Source organism: Candidatus Thiodictyon syntrophicum, assembly GCF_002813775.1.
In the GTDB taxonomy this organism is placed as follows: domain Bacteria; phylum Pseudomonadota; class Gammaproteobacteria; order Chromatiales; family Chromatiaceae; genus Thiodictyon; species Thiodictyon syntrophicum.
This window is the reverse complement of record NZ_CP020370.1, coordinates 4,530,223-4,551,504: the sequence shown is the minus strand read 5'-3', so window position 1 is coordinate 4,551,504 and position 21,282 is coordinate 4,530,223. Positions and strand designations below refer to the sequence as shown.

The 21,282-nt window shown below is 66.5% G+C and carries 17 protein-coding genes; 3 read left to right on the top strand and 14 right to left on the bottom strand.

Features of this window, described 5'->3' with window-relative positions:
* Window positions 1-402: 402 nt before the first annotated feature.
* Window positions 403-1,335, top strand: coding sequence for a ZIP family metal transporter (locus THSYN_RS19090; RefSeq protein ID WP_100920518.1), 933 nt, complete (start codon window positions 403-405; stop codon window positions 1,333-1,335).
* 138 nt (window positions 1,336-1,473) lie between these two features.
* On the opposite strand, the gene THSYN_RS19085 is transcribed toward THSYN_RS19090, so the two are convergent.
* The 13 genes from THSYN_RS19085 to THSYN_RS19025 all read right to left on the bottom strand — a co-directional run bounded on the left by THSYN_RS19085 (window position 1,474) and on the right by THSYN_RS19025 (window position 18,827).
* Window positions 1,474-3,837, bottom strand: a complete 2,364-nt coding sequence (locus THSYN_RS19085; RefSeq protein WP_100920517.1) for a phosphoketolase family protein — start codon at window positions 3,835-3,837, stop codon at window positions 1,474-1,476.
* A gap of 65 nt (window positions 3,838-3,902) precedes the next feature.
* Complete coding sequence (locus THSYN_RS19080; RefSeq protein ID WP_100920516.1) at window positions 3,903-4,769, bottom strand: damage-control phosphatase ARMT1 family protein; 867 nt, start codon at window positions 4,767-4,769, stop codon at window positions 3,903-3,905.
* Window positions 4,770-5,087: 318 nt separating this feature from the next.
* Window positions 5,088-6,932 (bottom strand): thiol reductant ABC exporter subunit CydC, encoded by a 1,845-nt coding sequence (cydC, locus tag THSYN_RS19075; protein WP_100920515.1) that lies wholly within the window; start codon window positions 6,930-6,932, stop codon window positions 5,088-5,090.
* A complete protein-coding gene (gene cydD, locus THSYN_RS19070; protein WP_100920514.1) occupies window positions 6,929-8,701 on the bottom strand; it encodes a thiol reductant ABC exporter subunit CydD in 1,773 nt (590 codons plus the stop codon). Before cydD ends, cydC begins: the two co-directional genes overlap by 4 nt.
* Before the next feature lie 67 nt (window positions 8,702-8,768).
* Window positions 8,769-8,891: a cytochrome bd-I oxidase subunit CydX gene (gene cydX, locus THSYN_RS19065; protein ID WP_100920513.1), complete on the bottom strand. Its 123-nt coding sequence runs from the start codon at window positions 8,889-8,891 to the stop codon at window positions 8,769-8,771.
* Window positions 8,892-9,097: 206 nt separating this feature from the next.
* Window positions 9,098-10,240: a cytochrome d ubiquinol oxidase subunit II gene (gene cydB / locus THSYN_RS19060; protein WP_100920512.1), complete on the bottom strand. Its 1,143-nt coding sequence runs from the start codon at window positions 10,238-10,240 to the stop codon at window positions 9,098-9,100.
* 18 nt (window positions 10,241-10,258) lie between these two features.
* Entirely contained in the window at window positions 10,259-11,899 is a 1,641-nt protein-coding gene (locus THSYN_RS19055; RefSeq protein ID WP_100920511.1) for a cytochrome ubiquinol oxidase subunit I, read from the bottom strand.
* 302 nt (window positions 11,900-12,201) lie between these two features.
* Complete coding sequence (locus tag THSYN_RS19050) at window positions 12,202-12,756, bottom strand: sensor histidine kinase (protein WP_100920510.1); 555 nt, start codon at window positions 12,754-12,756, stop codon at window positions 12,202-12,204.
* A 214-nt stretch (window positions 12,757-12,970) separates the two neighbouring features.
* Window positions 12,971-14,701: a nickel-dependent hydrogenase large subunit gene (locus THSYN_RS19045; protein WP_100920509.1), complete on the bottom strand. Its 1,731-nt coding sequence runs from the start codon at window positions 14,699-14,701 to the stop codon at window positions 12,971-12,973.
* The gene (locus THSYN_RS19040) at window positions 14,698-16,089 is read right to left on the bottom strand and encodes a (Fe-S)-binding protein (protein ID WP_100920508.1); all 1,392 of its coding nucleotides are present in this window, start codon (window positions 16,087-16,089) and stop codon (window positions 14,698-14,700) included. Before THSYN_RS19040 ends, THSYN_RS19045 begins: the two co-directional genes overlap by 4 nt.
* A complete protein-coding gene (locus tag THSYN_RS19035; RefSeq protein ID WP_100920507.1) occupies window positions 16,086-16,736 on the bottom strand; it encodes a nitrate reductase in 651 nt (216 codons plus the stop codon). The genes THSYN_RS19040 and THSYN_RS19035 overlap by 4 nt, the downstream gene beginning before the upstream one ends.
* A gap of 53 nt (window positions 16,737-16,789) precedes the next feature.
* Complete coding sequence (locus THSYN_RS19030) at window positions 16,790-17,854, bottom strand: hydrogenase small subunit (protein ID WP_100920506.1); 1,065 nt, start codon at window positions 17,852-17,854, stop codon at window positions 16,790-16,792.
* Between the two features lie 577 nt (window positions 17,855-18,431).
* Window positions 18,432-18,827 carry a DsrE/DsrF/TusD sulfur relay family protein gene (locus THSYN_RS19025; protein WP_100920505.1) on the bottom strand — a complete coding sequence of 132 codons (396 nt, stop codon included), beginning with the start codon at window positions 18,825-18,827 and terminating at the stop codon, window positions 18,432-18,434.
* Here THSYN_RS19025 and THSYN_RS19020 point away from each other — a divergent pair.
* Both THSYN_RS19020 and THSYN_RS19015 read left to right on the top strand, forming a co-directional pair.
* Window positions 18,709-19,023: a rhodanese-like domain-containing protein gene (locus THSYN_RS19020; protein ID WP_418219890.1), complete on the top strand. Its 315-nt coding sequence runs from the start codon at window positions 18,709-18,711 to the stop codon at window positions 19,021-19,023. The genes THSYN_RS19025 and THSYN_RS19020 overlap by 119 nt on opposite strands.
* Window positions 19,024-19,742: 719 nt before the next feature.
* Window positions 19,743-20,789, top strand: coding sequence for a cytochrome-c peroxidase (locus tag THSYN_RS19015; protein WP_100920504.1), 1,047 nt, complete (start codon window positions 19,743-19,745; stop codon window positions 20,787-20,789).
* Here THSYN_RS19015 and THSYN_RS19010 read toward each other — a convergent pair.
* Window positions 20,738-21,274, bottom strand: a complete 537-nt coding sequence (locus tag THSYN_RS19010; protein ID WP_100920503.1) for a hypothetical protein — start codon at window positions 21,272-21,274, stop codon at window positions 20,738-20,740. The genes THSYN_RS19015 and THSYN_RS19010 overlap by 52 nt on opposite strands.
* Between the last annotated feature and the right edge of the window lie 8 nt (window positions 21,275-21,282).

Below are 21,282 nucleotides of genomic sequence, written 5' to 3'. Positions count from 1 at the left end.
AGGATGGCCCTGAGGAACCGCTCCAGGGCGTCCAGGCGGTCGGCCGTCGCGGTCCTGGCGATGGTCTCCTCCAGCCGAGCGCGGGCGCCGGCGACAGGACAGGCGCCGGACAGGATGCAGCCGGCAGGGGACAGGGCCGGCCTGTCCCTGATCCAACGGCACCCGACTCCTGGACTGCTATGACCGATCTATTGCGGAGTGTCACCGGAGCCGAGCATATCAACCCAATCGCAGTGCCCATTCGCGGGCGGCGCACCGGCCGAGCCGCGCCTGCCCGGGGGCGCGGGTCGGGCTTGTCGCCCGACCCCGGCGGGGCTGGTATCATGGCCGTCTTTCCTCCTTAATTTATCCATTGCATCGCCAAGGCACGCCCGGTGACCGAGGCGAGGCCGGTGTACCCCCTTGACGATAGCGCTGGTGGACCCTGGGCCCGGTTGGATACCGCTGTTGCGCGGTCACGCGCGTCGGCATGGGTTCGCTGCGCTGGGTCTGGGAATCGCCCTGTTGGCCGTGCTCGCCCTGTTGGTCCAGAGCCTGTCACAGGTGCTGGCCGGCACCGCCGCCCCGGGGTTGCGCCTGGCCATGCTGGGCGGGGCCGCGGGGTTGGCGGCAACGGCACTGGGGGCCTTGCCCGGGCTGGTGCTGCGCGACCTGCCGCAGCGCGTGGAGGACATCCTGCTGGGGCTGGCGGCCGGGATGATGCTCGCCGCCAGCGCCTTCTCGCTCCTGCTGCCGGGCCTTGAGGCCGGTGCCGCCCTGCTGGGCAGCAAGCCGCTCGGCGCCGCGGTGGTGGTGTTCGGGATGGCCTTGGGCGTGCTGCTGATGCTCGGGCTCGACGAGTTCACGCCGCATGAGCACGACCACACCGGTCCCTGCGGCCCGGGCTACGAGCGCTGCGGCCGGATCTGGCTGTTCGTGTTTGCCATTGCCCTGCACAACCTGCCCGAGGGCATGGCGATCGGCGCGAGCTTCGCGCAGGGCGACCTGGCGGTCGGCCTGCCGCTGACCAGCGCGATCGCCCTGCAGGACATCCCCGAGGGCTTGGCGGTGGCGCTCGCGCTCCGCGGGGCCGGCTTCGCGCCGCTGTTGTCGGTGCTGGTCGCCGCGGCCAGCGGCCTGCTCGAACCCCTGGGTGCCCTGCTCGGTGTGGGCCTGTCCAGCGGGCTGGCGCTGGCCTACCCCGCCGGGCTGGGGCTGGCCGCCGGTGCCATGCTGTTCGTGGTGTCGCACGAGGTGATTCCGCAGACTCATCGTAACGGGCATCAAACCTCGGCGACCTTAGGCTTGATGTGCGGCTTCGCGATGATGATGGTGCTCGACACCACCCTCACCTGAGCGCCGTCCACACGGCGCCTGTCAACCCAATCGCAGTGCCAAGGCTAAAGCCTTGGACTCCAGGCGCTTGGGCTGTGGCGCTTCACCTAATGGCAGTGACCCGCAAGGCGCAGACTTCAACTTCGACCTAGCCTGACCTCAGGCCCCTTGCCACTTCCAGTTCCGGATCTCCGGCAGGTCCTCGCCATGCTCGGCGATGTACTGCTTGTGCGCGATGAGTTTATCGCGGATGGCCTGCTTGGCGTAGGCGGCCCTGGGACCCAATTGCGGCACGCGGTCGATCACGTCGGCGACCAAATCGAAGCGGTCCAGTTCGTTCCTGACCACCGTATCGAACGGCGTCGAGGTCGTGCCTTCCTCTTTGTAACCGCGCACATGCAGATTCGCGTGGTTGGTGCGGCGATAGGTGAGCCGATGGATCAGCCAGGGGTAGCCGTGATAGGCGAAGATGATCGGCTTATCCCGGGTGAAGAGCACATCGAAGTCCGCGTCGCTCAACCCGTGCGGATGCTCGCTCGCCGGTTGGAGCTTCATCAGGTCGACCACGTTGATCACCCGGACCTTCAACTCGGGAAAGTGCTCGCGCAGCAATTCGACCGCGGCCAGTGTTTCGAGCGTCGGCACGTCACCGGCACAGGCCATGATGACGTCCGGCTCGTCCCCACGGTCGTTGCTGGCCCAGGGCCAGATGCCGATGCCGGCCGTGCAGTGCTTGATGGCGGCGTCCATGTCGAGCCACTGGGGTGAGGGTTGTTTGCCGGCCACGATCACGTTCACATAGTTGCGGCTGCGCAGGCAGTGATCCGTGACCGAGAGCAGGGTGTTCGCGTCCGGCGGCAGATAGACCCGGATCACCTCCGCCTTCTTGTTGACGACATGGTCGATGAAGCCGGGGTCCTGATGGCTGAAGCCGTTGTGGTCCTGGCGCCAGACATGAGACGACAGCAGGTAATTCAGCGAGGCGAGCGGCCGGCGCCAGGGGATCTGGTTGCACACCTTGAGCCACTTGGCGTGCTGGTTGAACATCGAATCGACGATATGGATGAAGGCCTCATAGCAGGAAAAGAACCCGTGACGGCCGGTCAGCAGATAGCCTTCGAGCCAGCCCTCGCATTGATGCTCGCTCAGCATCTCCATCACCCGCCCGGCGGGTCCGACGTGGTCGTCGCCGGGGATGATTTCCGCGGTCGAGCAACGGTCCGTCACCTCGAAGACCGCGCCCCAGCGATTGGAGGCCGTCTCGTCGGGGCTGAAGACCCGGAAGCTTTGCGGATTGAGCCTGATCACATCGCGGATGAACTCGCCCTGGGTGCGGGTCGCCTCGCCATCGACGCTGCCGGGCCGCGGCACCGCCACCGCGTAGTCGCGAAAATCGGGCATCCGCAGGTCGCGCAACAGCAGGCCGCCATTGGCGTGCGGATTGGCGCTCATGCGCCGCTCGCCCCGCGGGGCCAGGGCCGCCAACTCGGCGTTGAGTCGCCCGTGCGCGTCGAACAACTCCTCCGCGTGATAGCTCTTCAGCCAATCTTCCAGGATCTTGAGGTGCCCCGGATGGGTCATGTCGGCCATCGGCACCTGGTGTGAACGGAAGGTGCCCTCGGTGGCCTTGCCGTCCACGAACTTGGGGCCGGTCCAGCCCTTGGGCGAGCGCAGGATGATCATGGGCCAGACGGGACGGGTCTTGAAGCCGTCGGCGCGGGCCTCGCGCTGGATGCGTTGGATCTCGGTGACCACCGTATCGAGCGTCGCGGCCATGAGCTGGTGCATCGCCGCCGGGTCCTCACCCTCGACAAAGTAGGGCCGATAGCCGTAACCGCGGAACAGGGCCTCCAACTCCTCGCGCGGGATGCGCGCCAGGACCGTGGGGCCGGCGATCTTGTAGCCGTTCAGGTGCAGGATGGGCAGCACGGCGCCGTCGTGGACCGGGTTGAGAAACTTGTTCGAGTGCCAACTCGTCGCCAGCGGCCCGGTCTCCGCCTCGCCATCGCCGACCACGCAGGTGACGATCAGGTCGGGGTTGTCGAAGGCCGCGCCATAGGCATGGGACAGGCAATAGCCCAACTCGCCCCCCTCGTTGATCGACCCGGGCGTCTCCGGCGCGACATGGCTCGGGATACCGCCCGGAAAGGAGAACTGCTTGAACAGGCGCTGCATCCCGGCCTCGTCCTGGGCGATGTTCGGATAGACCTCGCTGTAGGTCCCCTCCAGATAGGCGTTCGCCACCAGGGCGGGCCCGCCATGACCGGGTCCGGCGATATAGATCATGTCGAGGTCATGGTCGGTGATCGCGCGGTTCAGATGGGCATAGATGAAGCTCAGTCCCGGCGTGGTACCCCAGTGGCCGAGCAGGCGCGGCTTGACGTGGGCCAGTGTCAGCGGTTCCTTCAGCAGCGGGTTGGCATAGAGATAGATCTGTCCGACCGAGAGATAGTTCGCCGCGCGCCACCAGGCGTCGAGCTGGCGCAGCCGTTGCGGATCGAGGGCCGGGGTTTGCGTTATCATGTGCGTAGTCCTGGGTGGTTGCGGCGACTGTCGGTACGGGTCATGTCTCGGTCTCCAACCTGAGTTCAGTCGTTGACCCAGCGGCTCATGCTGACGGGCGCTTTCAATACGACACTGCCGTTGGGTACGCCCAAGTCGTCGGCAATGATCGCGCACTTCACCAGCAGGAGAAAGAACACCGGGGCCTGAATCTCGCTGAGTGTCTCGTAGTTCGCCTGGCCCTTGGCAATGATCAGCGGCGCGCGCGCAAATTGCTCGCGAAACGCCGGGGAGCAGCGATCGAGCAAGGTCCCGGGCGCATCCGATCCGCTGTCGATGATGTCACTGACCGCGGCCAGGTCCGCGGCCAGGGCGTCCTCCCGGGTCGCATCGTTGATGACCGGACCGGCCTTGACCACATAGGTCACCGGCCGGGCGATGGTCTCGATCAGGAGCCGATCGAAGACCGTTTCACCGGCGTTATCGGCCAGGTAGAGAATGGTCCCGGCCCCCCGGAGCGCCTCGCGCAACGGCGTCAGGCCGTCGATGGCAAAGGGCTGTTCGAGGACCCGCGCCAAGGTCGCCTGCAATTCGAAATGATCCGCCGCGCCATCGTCGATGATGTTGCCGGCGATGGCGATGCGCACGGCGGTCTCCAGCGGATCAGGGGCGGTCCGCACACGCTCGCGCAATGCGGGCAGCAGGGTCATTGCCTGCGCGGTGGCGTCGCGCTTGCTTTGGGCATAGGGATCGGCGGTGTGGGTCTCGCGCCGGACCATCCGATGGATCAGTTCCGCCATCACGGGCGGCGTGGCTTGCGCCGGTAAGGTGCGCAGCTGCTCCATGGTCTCCAGCAGGATGTGACGTTGCAGTTCCACCGAGGCCCCGGCGTGGCGCGCCGCGCTCAACGCCTGACGCAGGAAACAGGGATAGCAGTCGAGGTAGGTCTTCATAGCGCAATACCATGGGTCAGAGGTCGCGTTTTATGGTCGGAATGGGCGTTGACGACCATCAGGCCTTGCCGCGTTGCCGATCGATCGGTGCTGATCGGCAGCGCGTGAGTAGCGGGAAACGGCCTCGATCATAGTCCCGGCCACTGGGAGCGCCGCACCCCAGTGCGGCGCGATCTCGCTGGCGACCGCGGCGTTGCGTGCTGCGGACAGGCCGGGCCGCACTGGGGTGCGGCGCTCCCAGTCGGTCGGCCTGAAGGCCGACCGACACACCGCGGTGGCGGGAACGATGATCGAGGCCAGGGAAACTAAGCGACGGTGTCAATCCCGAGCGCCCGACTCCCTATCGCAACCTGCCGAGAGGATAGCCGGCTGACGATGGGCGGTCTGTACGGCAGCACACGGGCCCGGACTTGTGAGTGTCAGACGCTTTGGGGCCGGTGCGAGCCAGCCTCCCGCGATGAGTTCGGCATAGGTCCCGCGCGCCGTGATCCGGCCGGCGTCGAGCACGAGGATCTCGTCCATGGCCTCGAGGCCCCAGGGGCGGTGGGTGACGAGCAGTACGGTGCGTCCCGCCATCAGGCGGTCGACGGCCTGGAGCAGCGCCCGTTCGGCGGGGGCGTCCAAGCCCTCGGTGGGCTCGTCCAGGAGCAGGATCGGTGCGTCTTTGAGCACCGCCCGGGCGACCGCGATGCGGCGCGCCTCGCCGCCGGACAGGCGCACACCGGTCTCGCCGACCCAGGTGTCATAGCCGGCGGGCAGGGCACCGATGAAATCGTGGACCTGGGCCGCCCGGCAGGCGGCCTCGATTTCCGTCTGCGATGCATCCGGCCGGGCCAGCAGCAGGTTATCCCGGATGCTGGTGTTGAACAGGTGGGTCTGCTGGGAGACCAGGGCGAACTGCCGGCGCACCTCCTCGCCCGCGTAGTCGGCGAGGGCGTGGCCGCCCAGTCGAATCTCCCCGGCCTCGGATGCCCAGAAGCGCAGGAGCAGGTTGAAGAGGGTGCTCTTGCCGGACCCGCTGGGCCCGATCACCGCGATCCGCCGCCCGGCCGGCAGCTCCAGATCGATCCCGTCCAGTGCCGGGCGCCCCGCCCCCGGATAGGTAAAACGCACCCCGCGCAGGCGCAGCGCGAAGCCCATGGGCCGCGGTGAGGGCCCCGGCGGCTCGGTCACCGCGGGCGGGGCATCCACGATGGCGAACAGCCGCCGGGCCGCGGTCAGGGCCGCCCCTAACTGCTGGAAGGCCGCGGGCAGGGGGGCGACGGACTCGAAGGCGGCCAGCGCCAGGAGCGCCAGCATGGCCAGGTCGGGCGGGGCGATGCGCCCCTCGCGTACCAGCGGGATCGCGAGCCACAGGGCGCACCAGAGGGCCAGGTTGGCGCACAGGCCGAGCGCCCCTTGGGCGACGCCCGCGTAGCCCCCCAGGCGCAACTGCGCGGCGGTCAGGTCCGCGCTCACGGCGTTGAGCCGCTGTGCCTGGCCCGCGGCCGCGCCGTAGACCAGGAGTTCGGGCAATGCCTGGACACCATCCACCACCGCCTCGCGCAGCGCGGACTCGGTCTCCACCAGGCGGCGCCCGGGGGCGGCGCCGACGCGCGCGCTCCAGAGCGGCACCAGCAGGCCCCCGGCCGCGAGGAAGGCAAGCACCGTCAGTGCCAGTGTCGTGTCGTAATGGGCCAGGAAGAGGGTCAGCAGCGTCGCGCCGGCCAGCGCGGTGAGCAGGGGTACCAGGCTGCGGACATAGAGTTGCTCCAGTGAGTCGATGTCCGAACGGATGCGGCTGAACAGGTCGGCGCTGTGCAACTGCTGGAGCCGCGCCGGGGCCAGGGGCTCCAGGTGGCGGTAGAACCAGACCCGCAGGTGGGAGAGCAGGCGCAGGGTCGCCTCGTGGGTGACGAGCCGCTCCAGGTAGCGCCCGCCGGTGCGGACCATAGCACTGCCGCGGATCAGGGCGGCGGGGGTGAAATAATTGATGGCCGCCCCGGCGGCGCCGGCCCAGGCCATGGCGGCGATGAACCAGCCGGAGACCGCCAGCAGGCAGACGTTAGCGAGCAGGGTCACGAGCGCCGCGCCGAACCCCAGCAGGACCCAACCCGAATAGGGTGCGAAGAGACCCAGCAGCCGGGCCAGGGTGCGCAGATCGCCCGCAGGTCCCGGGTTCATGAGGCTCCCCGATAGGCCGCGATCATCCGCCGGTAGGGCCCGTCCCGCGCCAGCAACTCGGCATGACGGCCGGATTCGACCACCAGTCCGTGCTCCAGCACCAGGATGCGGTCGGCCCGCTCGACCGTGTTCAGCCGGTGGGCTACCACCAGCAGGGTGCGGTCGCGGGCCAGGGCCTCGATGCCCTGTTGCACCGCGGCTTCGCTGGCGGGGTCCAGGCTCGCGGTGGCCTCGTCCAGGAGCGCCAGGGGGGCGTCGCGCAGAAAGGCCCGGGCCAGGGCGATGCGCTGAATCTGGCCGCCGGAGAGCCCGGCGCCGCGCTCCCCGAGCGGCGTGAGATAGCCCAGGGGGAGCGTCTCGATGAAGTCCGCCGCCTCGGCGCGGCGTGCGGCCTCCTGCACCGCCGTCATGGGAGCCTCCGGGGCGCCGAGCCGGATGTTGTCCAGGATGGTGCCGCGCAGCAATCGCGGGGACTGGGGCACCCAGGCCAGGCGACGGCGCCAGTCGGCCAGGTCCAACCCGGCCAGGTCGAGTCCGTTGACCAGCACCGCGCCCTCATCCGGCCGGATGAACCCGAGCAGCAGGTTGAGCACCGTGGTCTTGCCCGCACCGCTCGCGCCGACCAGGGCGACCCGCTCCCCGGGGCAGATCTCAAAGTCGGCACCGGCGAGTGCCGGCCGACCGGGTTCGTAGGCAAAGTGGACGGCGCTGAAGCGGATGTGCAGTGGCGCCTTGGGGTCGAGTCCGAGCGACGCCGCGCCCTGTTCGCGCAGGGGCTCAGGCAGAGGCGTGGCCAGGATCAGCAGCAGCCGCTCGGCGGCCGTCACCGCCTGCATGCGCCCGTGGTAATGGGTGCCCAGATTGCGTAACGGCTGATAGAACTCAGGGGCCAGTAGCAGGATGACGAATCCGTGCAGGAAACCGATCTGTGGCAGAGCGGCCCAGTCGGGTAGCGGCAGGTTCAAGTGATAGAGGCGGAACCCGATGAAGACGGCCACGATGGCAATCCCCAGGCTCGCGAACAGTTCCAGCACCGCCGAGGAGAGGAAGGCGACCCGCAGCACCCGCATGGCGCTCATCCGGTAGTCGTCCGAGATACGCGCGATGACCTGCGCCTCGCGGCGGCTGGCGTTGAAGAGTTTGAGCGTGGTCAACCCCTGGATGGTATCCAGAAAATGCCCGCCCATCCGGGCCAACTCCTGCCAGTGCCGTTGGTTGAGATGCTCCGCGCTTTTTCCGATCAGCAGCATGAAAAACGGGATCAGCGGCGCCGTCAGCAGCAGCACGAGCCCCGAGACCCAGTCCAGGGGGAAGACGAACACCAGGATCGCGACCGGCAGGGTCGCGGTCAGGGCCAGCGCGGGCAGGTAGCGGGCGAAGTAGGCGGTCAGCCCCTCGATGCCCGTCGTCAGGTCCTCGGCCAGGGCGCCGCTGCGCTCACCCGTCAGCCAGCGGGGGCCGAGTGCCTGGATATGGGCGAAGAGCCGCGCGCGCAGGGCCACCTTCACCCGCCCCGCACCCTGCACCGCGGTCAGTTCGGCGCACCAGGCGAGCACCGCGCGTGCCGCGAAGACCCCGAGCAGCGGCCAGAGCCAGACCTGCGCCTGCCGCAGGTCCGCGCCGCGGAAGATCGCTGCATCGACGCAGTTCGCCAGGAGCCAGGCCTGGAGGATGGTCAACAACCCGCCCGCTGCCGCGCAAGCGACGGCGAGCGTCAGCCAGTGCCCGGCCAGTGGCCGTTGTGCCTTGAGCCAGGCCTTGGCAGACACTGGGGCAGGGCCGGTCAGAGCGCCCGCCGCGGTCCGCGCGGCCCGGTGACACGGCCACGCGTGACGCTCAGGCGGACAGCCCCTCGTCGTCGGCCTGGCCGAAGCACTGCTCCGACTCATACCACATGACATTGATGATGCCGAAGGCCACCGCCAACAGCACGCCCAGCAGCCAGGCGAAATACCACATTCTCGTTACTCCCCAGCGGGCCGCCCCGCGGCCCGTTTTGTCGGGTCCGCGGTGCGGACCGATGCGTAGGGTCCGCTGTGCGGACCGACGATACCTAAGGGCATTGAGCATAACACCGGCCACGCTGCCGGCCGCGAGGTTGCTGGTCCGCACAGCGGACCCTACGGCATCGCGTCGTCGACCGGGTATACGATCAAGGCCGCGCCTCAATACGCCAAATGCTCCTGCTCGCGGATCTCCTCCACCGTCACCCGCCGCCACATCTTGGTATAGGTCCAGGCGGTATAGCCCAGGATGAGCGGAATGAAGATGGCCGTCGCCCAGAACATCACCGTCAGGGTGAGACGGCTGGAGACCGCATCCCAGGCAATCAGGCTGTGCCCCGGGTGCGTACTCGACGGCATGATGAAGGGGAACATGGCCGCCCCGGCCGTCATGATGATCCCGGTCAGCGCCAGCGCACTCGCGCCCAGTGCCCAGCCCGCCCGGTTGGCCCCGGACAGCAGGACGGCCAACCCCAGACCGGCGAAGCCCAGGAGGGGGAAGACGAGCGTCCAGGGATACTGACTGTAGTTGCCGAGCCAGGCCCAGGCGGCGATCTCCACCGTCTTGCCGAGCGGGTTCGCCACCGCGTCCAGGGCCGGCATCGCGACCACCCGGAAGCCGTCGATCCCCAGGGTCAGCCAGACCCCCGCGAGCGCAAAGGCGCCGATGGTCGCGAGTCCCGTGCGCCGGACCCAGACCGCGGCCCGGGAGGCGATCGGCTCCGCCGTGCGCAATTGCAGCCAGACCGCCCCGTGCATCGTCAGCATCCCCAGGCTCACGACCCCCGCCAACAGGGCGAAGGGATTTAGCAGCCCGAAGAAGCCGCCCGTATAGGACGGCCGCAGGAACTCGTCCAATTGAAAGGGCACGCCCTGCAACAGGTTGCCGAAGGCGATGCCGAAGACCAGGGCGGGCACGGCCCCGCCCACGAAGAGCCCCCAGTCCCAGGCGCTGCGCCAGTGCGGGTTCTCGATCTTGCTGCGGTAGTCGAAGCCCACGGGCCGGAAGAACAGGGCGAAGAGCGCCAACAGCATAGCGAAATAAAAGCCGGAAAAGGCCGTCGCATAGACCAGGGGCCAGGCGGCGAAGATGGCCCCGCCGGCGGTGATCAGCCACACCTGATTGCCGTCCCAATGGGGACCGACGGTGTTGATGATGACCCGCCGCTCCAGGTCGTTCTTACCCAGGAAGGGCAAGAGGGTACCCACGCCCATGTCCATGCCGTCGGTGACGGCGAAGCCGATCAACAGTACGCCCACCAGCACCCACCAGATGAACTTCAGTGTCTCGTAGTCGAAAATCATGATGTGCCGCCTTTCACTTCAGGGTTCATTACGCTGGGGTGCCGTGGCCGGTACCGTGCCGCCGCCATGGCCGCCGCGCGGACCATCGCGCCCCTCGTCCGGGCCCGCGGCCGGGCGCTCATGGTGATACTTGCCGGTATGCAGGGCGCTCGGTCCCATGCGTCCGAACTTGAACATCAGGAACATCTCGATGAGGAACAGGATGGTGTAGAAGACCAGGAAGCCGCCGAGGCTGATCCGCAGGTCGGTCGCGGTCAGGCTGGAGGCGGCGATGGCGGTGGGCAGCACCTCGCCGATGGCCCAGGGTTGGCGGCCGAACTCGGCGACGAACCAGCCGGTCTCCACCGCCAGCCAGGGGACCGGGATACTGAGCACGAAGAGCCACAGCAGCCAGCGGTGGTTCTGGATGGTACGCCGGGCATTGAACCAGAAGCCCAGGACCATCAGCAGCAGCATCCAGACCCCGGCACCCACCATGACCCGGAAGGCCCAAAAGATCGGCGCCACCTCGGGGATCGAGTCCTTGGTCGCCAACTGGATCTGTTCCTCCGTCGCCGCCGCCGGGTTCTCGGTGTAGCGCTTCAGGAGCAGGCCGTAGCCCAGGTCCGCCTTGTGTTCGGCGAAGCGCGCACGGTTCTCGGGGGTGTCGGCGCCGGTGCGCAACTGCTGGAGGTAGCCGTAGGCGATCATGCCGTTGCGGATGCGCACCTCGTGCCCCTTCATCAGGTCTTTGAGCCCCATCACCTCGGTATCCAGGGAGCGGGTGGCGATCAGGCCCAGCAAATAGGGGATCTTGATCGCATCGGCGGTCTCCGCATCCTCGTTGCTCGGGATGCCGTAGACGGTGAAGGCGGCCGGGGCCGGTTCGGTCTCCCACTCCGCCTCGATCGCCGCCAACTTGACCTTCTGTATCTCGCCGATCTCGTAGCCGGACTCGTCGCCCAGCAGGATGACCGACAGGATCGCGGCCATCCCGAAGCCCACCGCCACGGCAAAGGACCGCTTGGCGAAGGCCAGGTCCCGCCCTTTGAGCATGTACCAGGCGCTCAACCCCAGCACGAATATGGACCCGGTGACATAGCCCGCCGCGACCGTATGTACGAACTTGACCTGCGCCACCGGGTTCAGCAGCAGCGCCGAAAAACTCACCATCTCCATGCGCATGGTCTCAAAGCTGAACTCCGAGCCGACCGGATTCTGCATCCAGCCGTTGGCGATCAGGATCCACAGCGCCGAGAGGTTGGAGGCCAGGGCGGTGAGGAAGGTCACCCCCAGATGCTGGACCTTGGTCAGGCGCTCCCAGCCCAGGAAAAAGAGCCCGATGAAGGTGGACTCGAGGAAAAAGGCCATGAGCCCCTCGATGGCCAGGGGCGCACCGAAGACGTCGCCCACATAGTGGCTGTAGTAGGCCCAGTTGGTGCCGAACTGAAACTCCATGGTCAGCCCAGTGGTTACCCCGAGCGCGAAGTTGATGCCGAACAGCTTGCCCCAGAACTTCGTCATGTCCCGGTAGATGGTCCGGCCGGTCATGACATAGACCGTCTCCATGATCACCAGGATCCAGGACAGGCCCAGGGTCAGGGGCACAAACAGAAAGTGGTACAGGGCCGTGCCGGCGAACTGCCAGCGCGACAACTCGATCATGGTGCTGTCCAGCATGGCGGTTTCCCAAGAAGCGACAGTGAGTTAGAAGGAGCGGGCCGACGGTCTCGAAGTGGACCGTCGGCGATCTTAACCCGAACGCGGGGACGCGGCGATGCGAGATCGCAACGCAAGGGTACCCTGCCCAGCCCAGGGCCCGCCCGCTTGAAACAATTGGCCGCCCTCCTGGCACAGGAGCCGCAACTCCAGGTGCAGGTCGAGGGACACACGTGGTGCAGATACTCACCCGCCGACACGGCAATCGCCACACCGGCGCTCTTGGTGCCATCTACGATATTCTCCGTCGCGTGAGTTGACCCTCATACCTTGCGCGGTTGCCGATAGTGGAAGACCAGCCCGGAACCTTGCGGCCGGGCATGAAGGCGTAGGCTGCCACCCTGAGCGGCGGCGGCCTCCCTGGCGATCGCGAGCCCGAGTCCACTGCCCTCGCCAAGGGCGCCCGGCAGGCGGTAGAAGGGGTCGAGCACGCGCTCGTACTCGCAGTCCGGCAGGCCGGGGCCGTTATCGATGATGTCGATGATGGCGCTCGTGTCATCCGCCGCGAGCCGGAGCGTGACCTCGCCGCCTGCGGGGGTAAATTTAAGCGCATTCTCCAGCCCGTTCTTGAGCACCAGCCGCAGGGTCTCCGGCGCGGCCTCGATCCGCACCGAGGCGACCTCATCGAGACCAAGGTCGATGCCTTTCGCCTCCGCCATCGGCAGATAGTCCGCGATCAACTCGCGGGCCAGCGCCGGGATATCCACCTCGGAGATGGGCACCCCGCCCGCCTGCGCCCTGGCGAGGTTCAAGAGTTGCTCGGTCAACTGGCGGGCCCGCTCGATACCGGCCTGCAGCGGCAGTACGCGCTCGTGCATGGCCTCCAGCGATGTCGCTTGCCGCAGATTTTAGCCGGTGGCGAATTATACGTGACGGACGGGGCGAATGCCCCGTCCGGCCCGAAGAAATCCGTGGCGTCTGCACACCGGACCGGCAAAAGCCTCGACCTCCAGTGGCCGGAACGACGATCAAGGCCGACACCGCTGGAGCGGTGTCGCGAGCGCGGCGGAGTCCCGGGTGGCCGCGCTCGGGCTATTGGACCTTGACCCGCAACATCTCCTCTCCGTTGGGGTCGGTCAGGTGGACTGCGCAGGCGATGCAGGGGTCGAAGCTGTGGACCGTGCGCAGGATCTCCAGCGGTTGCTCGGGGTCGTGCAGGGTGTGGCCCTCCAGGGCGGCCTCGTAGGGTCCGCGCTGGTTCTGGGGGTCGCGAGGGCCGGCGTTCCAGGTGCTGGGGACCACCGCCTGATAGTTGGCGATCTTGCCGTCCTCGATCACGATCCAGTGGGCGAGCGCCCCGCGCGGGGCCTCCAGATGCCCGACGCCCTGGCATTTGCGCGGCCAGGTCTTGGGGTCCCACAGGGCCTCGTTGAAGGTGCGGCTGTCGCCGGCGCGGATGTTGGCGATCAATTGCGCGTACCAGCCGCCCATGGCGTCCACCATGACCTTGGTCTCCAGGGTGCGGGCGGCGGTGCGGCCCATCGTGGAATACAACGCATCCATCGGCAGGTCGAGGGTCTTCAGGGTCGAGTCCACCAGGTCTTTGGTCTGTTCATGGCCGGTGGTGTAGAGCATGAGCACCCGCGCCAGGGGTCCCACCTCCACCGGTTTTCCGTGCCAGCGCGGGGACTTGAGCCAGGAGTACTCCTGCTCGACATTGAGGTGCTCGTAGGGCGGCTCGGGGCCGGTGAAGGCGAAGCTGGTTTCGCCCTTGTAGGGGTGCAACCCGGCGTTCTTGCCGGCCTGGTAGTCGTACCAGGCGCGGGAGACGAATTCCTGAATCTCCTCCTCGTCGTGCAGGTCCACCGGTTCGATATGGGAGAGGTCGCGGTTGAGGATGACGCCGGCCGGGACCAGGTAACTGTCCGGGTCGCCGAAGCCCTTGGCCGGGAAGTCACCGTAGCACATGAAGTTGCCCACCCCTTCGCCCTGCTTGAACCAGTCCTTGTAATAGCCGGCGATGGCGAGCGTATCCGGCACATAGACCTGGTCCACAAAGTCGCGCATCTTCGTGATGACGTTGCTGACCAACTCCAGACCCACGACATCGAGGGCCGTACCGGCCTGAGCGCCGGAGGCCAGGCTGATGGCGCAGGGCATTCCCCCCACCACCAGGTTCGGATGGGGGTTCTTGCCGCCGAAGATGGTGTGGAGGGTGACCACATCGCGCTGCCAGGCCAGGGCGTCCAGGTAATGGGCCACCGCCATCAGATTGGCCTCCGGCGGCAGCTTGTAGCCGGGGTGCCCCCAATAGCCGTTGGCGAAGATCCCGAGTTGCCCGGCAGCGACAAAGCCCTTGAGCTTCTTTTGCACGTCGGCGAAATAGCCCGGGGATGAGCGCGGATAGCTGCTGATGGATTGGGCCAGCGCCGAGGTCGCCTTGGGGTCGGCGTTCAGGGACGAGATCAGGTCCACCCAGTCCAGGGCATGCAGATGATAGAAGTGCATGACATGGTCATGGACATACTGGGCCCCGATCATCAGGTTGCGGATCAATTGGGCGTTGGGCGGGATCGGGTACTGGAGGGCGTCCTCCACCGCCCGGACCCCGGCCATGCCGTGGACCAGGGTACAGACGCCGCAGATGCGCTGCACGAAGGCCCAGGCGTCGCGCGGGTCGCGCCCGCGCACGATGTTCTCGATCCCGCGCACCATGGTGCCCGAGGAATAGGCGGACTGGATGACGCCCCCCTCCATCTGCGCCTCGATGCGCAGGTGGCCCTCGATGCGGGTGATGGGGTCGACGACGATACGTTGGCTCATGCGTGTGCTCCCGCGGTGGCCGCGGCCGGCGGCTCGATCAGGTGGTCGGCCACCAACTCCACCAGGCTCGCTACCTCTTTGTCCCAATGGTTCTTCACGCGCCCGACCTCGAAGTTGAGTCGGCAGCTCGCGCAGGACACCACTACCATACTGGCCCCGGTCGCATTGACCTGATTGAGCTTGATCTTGAAGGATTCGTCGCGCAGCCGGGTGGCCCGCTCCAGCAGGAAGATGCCGGCCCCGCCGCCGCAGCACCAGTTGTATTCCCGGTTGGCGGGCAGTTCCACCAGGTCCGCGTCCATGGCCTTGAGCACCGCCCGCGGTTCATCGAAGGCGCCGCCGCGCCGCCCGGTCTTGCAGGGGTCGTGAAAGGTGATCTTGCCCTTGAGCGGCGAGAGGCGCAGGCGTCCCTCCTTCGCCATGCGCCCCATGTACTCGGACATGAAGACCATGTCGAAGGGCAGGTCTTCGCTCTTGAGCATCGGGTTCCAGCGCAGGGCCGGGTAGGCGTGACCGCACTCGGCGATGACCAGGGTCTTGGCGCCGATGCGTTGGGCCGCGGCGACGATGGGTTCGACCTGCTGGCGCCACAGGGTCATATCGCCGGACAGGAGGCCGAAGTTGGCGCTCTCGAAGCCGTCGGTGCAGACCGTCCAGTCAACCCCCAGGTGGTTCATCACCTTGGCGGTCGCGAGCAACCCGTTGCCGTTGGCCACCAGGTCGACCGCGGAACTGAGCACCATGACCTCGGCACTGGCCTTGTCCACCGGGATCGCGACCCCGTAGTGCTCGCTGATGGTCTTGACCATCTGCAGCAGCGTGTCCGAGGAAGCGCCGAAGACGGTGCCCCGGTGACGCTGTTCCTCGCGCAGGGCCGAGAGTTCGGGCGGCACCAGTTCGGCGGCCACCAGGGCGCTGCGCAGGTGGTGGACCAGGGAGGCGGTGTCGATGCCCATGGGGCAGACCATGGTGCAGCGTCCGCACTCGGAGCAGGAGTCATAGACCAATTCCTGCAGGTCTTCCAGGTCCTGGAGCTTGATCGGGCTGGTGATCAGTTGGTACCACCAGCGGAAGGGGCCGATCTCGCGCTGATAGATGCGCCGATACAGTTCCATCTTGCGCATCGGGGCGTACTTGGTCTCCCCGGTCGCCTGGAAGAAGTGACAGGCGGTGGTGCATTGGCCGCAGTGGATGCAGCTCTCCAGCCAGACCGCCTCGTCTGCGTTGGTCTCGGCGATCAGGGTATCGATGGCGCGCGCGACGCGCACCTCGGCGCTGTGGGTCGGCTTGGGCGCCATCTCGCGCAGCATCCCGATCTGGCTGCCGAAGCCCTGGCAGACCTGTTCAAAGGTTGGAAAGATCGGTGTGATCGTGGCTGGTGTGCTCATATCCGGACCCCCTTGTGGGCGTAGGACAGGCCGCTTTGGGCCCGTGAGAAGATAAACCAGAAGGAGTGCATCAGCTTGCTGAACGGGAACCACACGAACAGCGCGGCGACGCTCAGGATATGGATCGCCAGCATGGTCTCGTAGCGGGCCCCGAGGTGGGCGAAGGCCAGGAGTCCGGTGATCAGGGGCGTGGCGACCAGGACCCAGGTGACGTAGTCGCCGATGTTGGAGCAATAGATCTTGGGCATGGACAGGCGCCGACCGATCAGGGCGATCAGCGAGACCAGGGCGATGGTGCCGACGGCCACCCCGACGGCATTGGGCAGCGCGGGCCAGGAATACCCGGTCAGGCTGGTGATGAACTCGATGTGCGGGGTGATGCCGATGACGACGATCAGGGTGGCGAAATGGAAGAAATAGGCCATGATCGTCTGATAGCGGGTGGCGACGGTGAACTCACCGCTGGGCCAGGCGCGGCTGAACACGGTGCGATAGCCTTTGAAGTTTCCGAAGGCATCCCGCGGCCGGGACAGGTCGGCCCCGCGGGTCAGAATGAGAACCCCGAGCAGGCGCCAGATGGTGCCGGCCACGAGGATGATGAGTGCCCAGTGGATCACCGGGCCGCGCGCGAACTCCAACAGATTCATAGCGGGAATCCTCCTGTGGATTCTTTATTTTTGTCTTGGTTTCAGTCGTCTTGCTATTCCGCGGCCCGGTGTGCGGCCGCGGCCTGCTCCTTCTTGGAACGGGCGGCCAAGGCCGCCCCGGCACCGACGCCGGCACCGACCATGGCCGCGACGCCCATCGTCGGGCCGGTGCCGAACTGACCGCGGGCGATGGACTCATAGATCCCGCCGTTGTCCCAGAAACCGGGCTCGCAGCAGCCGATGCAGCCGTGACCGGACTGGATCGGGAAGCTCACCCCCTGATTCCATTTCACGTTGGCACAGGCGTTGTAGGCGACCGGGCCCTTGCAGCCCAGCTTATAGAGGCACCAGCCTTTGCGCGCCCCCTCGTCATCGAAGGTCTTGGCAAAGAGCCCGCGGTCATAGAAAGGTCGGCGGTAACAGCGGTCGTGGATGGTGTCGCCGTAGAAGGCGAGCGGGCGGCCCAGCGCGTCGAGCGCCGGCAGGGTGCCCAGGGTAAGGTAATGGGCGAGCACCCCGGTCATCGCCAGCGGAATCGGCGGACAGCCCGGGATATTGATGATCGGCTTGTCCTTGATCAGGTCCGAGACGCTGACCGCGCTGGTCGGATTGGGGGCGGCCATCGGCAGTCCGCCATAGGCGGCACAGGTGCCCACGGCGATGATGGCGGCGGCATTGGGGGCGGAGTCCATCAGCATGTCCAGGTTGCTGATGCCGGCGATGGTTGAATAGGCCTTCACCGTCGGGATGGAGCCGTCGACCAGCAACAGGTACTTTCCCGCGTTCTCGCGCATCGCCTCCTCGCGCGCCGCCTCGGCCGCCCGACCGGAGGCCGCCTGCAGGGCGTGATGGTAGTCCAGCGAGATGAAGTTGAAGATCAGGTTCTCCAGCGTCGGCGCATGGGACCGGGTCAGGGCCTCGGTGCAGCCGGTACACTCTTGAAAAGAGAGCCAAATCACGGACGGGCGCCGGACCTGCTCCAGGGCGTCCGCCATCACCGGCACCAGGGTCGCCGGCAGGGCCATCACCGAGGCGGTGGTGGTGCAGAATTTGAGAAAGGCACGACGACTGACCCCTTGGCTGCGCAGCAGTTCGCCAAGGGTGGAGTTGTGGGCCATAGGAGTTCCTCCTCGTCTTATATTAGTATGTTCTCACCGGGCGTCGGCAGGCGGGGCCTGCGCTCGCGGCGCCGTCGGCGCCGTGCCCGGTGAGTGGTGACCGGCCAAAGTCACAGTAATTGACAATTCGCAATCGTTGGCAATAGGCGCCTCCGCGTTCGTGGTTGGTGGTCGCCCGGACGGGTGTCCGGCGGTCAGTTCGGTGGATCGTTTCGTTACGGTGCCGTTGCGGGTCGATACTAGCAGAAAAAATTGCCGGATTGGGTTGAGCCAGGTCAGGTGAATGGCCAAATACGGCGCCATCGGCTATTTCTCATAGTGCGCGCACGAGCTATTGGAAAAACGAGTGGATCTTATGCAAGTAATGAATCATTAACTTAATTAATTATCTAGCTAAATGATAAATTACTTATATATGGTGGAGTGCGCGTCGATCCGTGAGTCGAACGCGTGGCAGGGGAGGGGAGGGGAGGGGAGGGGGGCAGCAACGACAGCGATGGCATCGCGCACCGTCGCGTTGGTGGCTGTGAGGGGCAGGGCCGGGTCACCAGGCTTGCGGCCCTGCCCAGGGATGGGTTCAGAAGGTCAGAACCCTGTCGCTGTCGATGACCCACTGCGCCAGCGCCTTCATGGTCGAGTGCTCGGCGCCGTCGAAATAGGGATGGTTCCTGTAAAGGCCGCAGCGCGTCATGCAAGTGCCGCAAACCTTCACTACCACGCCGCGTCCGATCAAGGACTTGAGCATCTGCGAAAGATCCTGGTCGTAGCCCTCAGGCGGACGGCAGGCATCGCGGGCCAGGTCGACCGCATCGTTCATCAAGAAGCAGCGCACCGCCTGTCCGTCGTCGACCAGGGTGTCGGCCAGGCGCAGTGCGTTCCAGGTGACATCGGTGCGCGACGGGCTCGTGACGGTGCTCGATGTGCGCCCGCCCGAGGAGTACGCCCAAGGCCATGTGGCCGGTGCGTTGAACATTCCGCTGGATCAATTGCAGGCGCGGCTCCAAGACCTGCCGCCGGATCGCGAGGTCGTTGCCTACTGCCGCGGTCCCTGGTGCGTGCTCTCGTTCGAGGCGGTGGCGCGGCTGCGTGAGGCGGGATTCTCCGCGCGTCGTTTGCGCGACGGCTGGCCGGAATGGCAGCGAGCGGAATTGTCGGTGGCAAGCGACTGACCAACTGCTCTCGCACCTTGGCCGACCGGATTTTCGGGGGGGCGACCTCAGCCTTGGGGTCTGGACGCGCAGGATGGCCGTTGTCTGGTAACAGGGCGGTGCGGGAGGATCGCCGACGAGGTCCCCGGCCGACGGCATGTCGGCGACGGGGCGCCTCGGGATCGGTCGTCAGGGGACCGAGGGGGCTGGTGGAGCGGGACCTGATGCTGGAAGCCGGGGGCTCCGCGGCGCGGTCTCAGGTCACGATGTTGTAGAGGATCAGGAACGGTGCGGTAAACACGATGGCGATCGACAGCAGCTCGCTGATCGTCAGTTCCTTCATCTTAAGCAGATATCTCATTGCGGCTTGCCTGTATGTTGTGGAGGATGACGCCCGACGGGCGCGGTCTGTCTTAAACCCGACTTCGGGACCCTCGATGGGTCGGTCACGGGAATTGTTAATATATTAGTATATAACCAAATAAACGTCAATCTGGGTTTCGGAAAGTGCCGACCCGGTCACACTCCCACACCCCTCAGGGCTTTCCCGAGTCGGACGACAACGCTTAAGTATTAGTGCGTTACGCTCTCGGTTGGCGACTGAAAGGGTAAGCACCTGGTAAGCGTCTGTAATCGTTCAGGCCCCCCGTCTGCCTCAGGGCTTGCCAAAGCGCATTTACCTTCCCCGCCCGGCCCGCTAATCTGCCCCCGCCCGTTCACACCTCTTGGGGAGTCGATCCATGAAACTGCGCCTCATCGCCGTCGCTTGTTCCGCCGCGCTGCTTGCCGTGGCCCCGGCCTTGGCCGACGATACCACCCTGCGCGACCAGGCCAAGGGGGCGGGACTCGCGGCCTTACCCTTCGGGGCCGGTAAGGTGGAGAACAATCCCTTGATTCATGAGAAGATCGACCTGGGTGCCATGCTGTTCTTCGATCCCCGCCTGTCCGCCAGCGGTCTGATCAGTTGCAACACCTGTCACAACCTGGGCACCGGCGGCGACGACAATCTGCCGACCTCCGTCGGGCACGGCTGGCAGAAGGGTCCGCGCAATGCCCCCACGGTGCTGAACGCGGTCTACAACAAGGCCCAGTTCTGGGATGGTCGCGCCGCGGACCTCAAGGCCCAGGCCAAGGGGCCGATCCAGGCGGGGGTTGAAATGGCCAACCAGCCGGAGGCGGTGGTCAAGACGCTGAAGAGCATGCCGGAGTATGTGGAGCGCTTCCACCGCTCCTTCCCCGGTGAGCCGGACCCCGTGACCTTCGACAATGTGGCCAAGGCCGTCGAGGCCTTCGAGGCGACCCTGGTGACCCCGTCCGCGCCCTTCGACACCTGGCTCGAAGGTGACGATGCCGCCCTGAGCGACGAACAGAAGCAAGGCCTGGCGCTCTTCATCGGCAAGGGCTGCACCGCCTGCCATAGCGGGGTGAACGTCGGCGGTCAGGCCTATTTCCCGTTCGGTCTGATCAAGAAGCCTGGCGCCGACATCCTGCCGCCCGGCGACAAGGGGCGCTTTGCCGTGACCAAGACCGCCTCCGATGAATACGTCTTCCGCGCCGCCCCACTGCGCAACATCGCGCTCACCGCTCCCTACTTTCATTCGGGTCAGGTCTGGGACCTGCAGCAGGCGGTCGCCATCATGTCCACCGCCCAACTCGGCAGCGAGATGTCGGCGCAGGACACCGGGCTGATCGCCACCTTCCTGACCGCGCTCACCGGCCAGCAGCCCCAGGTGCCTTACCCGATCCTTCCGGTGGAGACCAAGGACACGCCCAAGCCCAGGTTCTGAGCCGCTTCAAACGCCTCGGCCTGCCGATATTGCCCCTCCACGAGTCGCTCCACGACCGACCCAAGGGCGGAAAAGTCCGGCGTGTCGTCGTCGTGGCGCATGCTCGAACAGGTCCTCGCCATGCGGCAGTACATGGCGACCTTTTGCGCCAGGTGGGCGGGCGCGGCCTTGCTGTCGGCGGGGGACAGGCTGACCAGACAGGCCGCCGTCACGAAGTGGGCGGCCTGGCGCGCGAAGTCCATCTCCAGCAGGTCCGACTGCGGATTGCTCTCCACATAGATGGCATGAACGGCGTGATGGGTCGCGGCCAGTTCCTCCGCCGTGGCGTCACCCTTGGCCGCTACCTCCACCGCGTGGCGGATACGCGGATCTTTCGCGAGATCCAGCACCTCACCGATAAATGTCGCCGCCAGTTGACGCTGGGCCCGCAGCGGTAGGGCACCGAGGCGGTTCTTGAAATCCAGGTAGTTGGTTATCCTGGTCATTGGTCGTT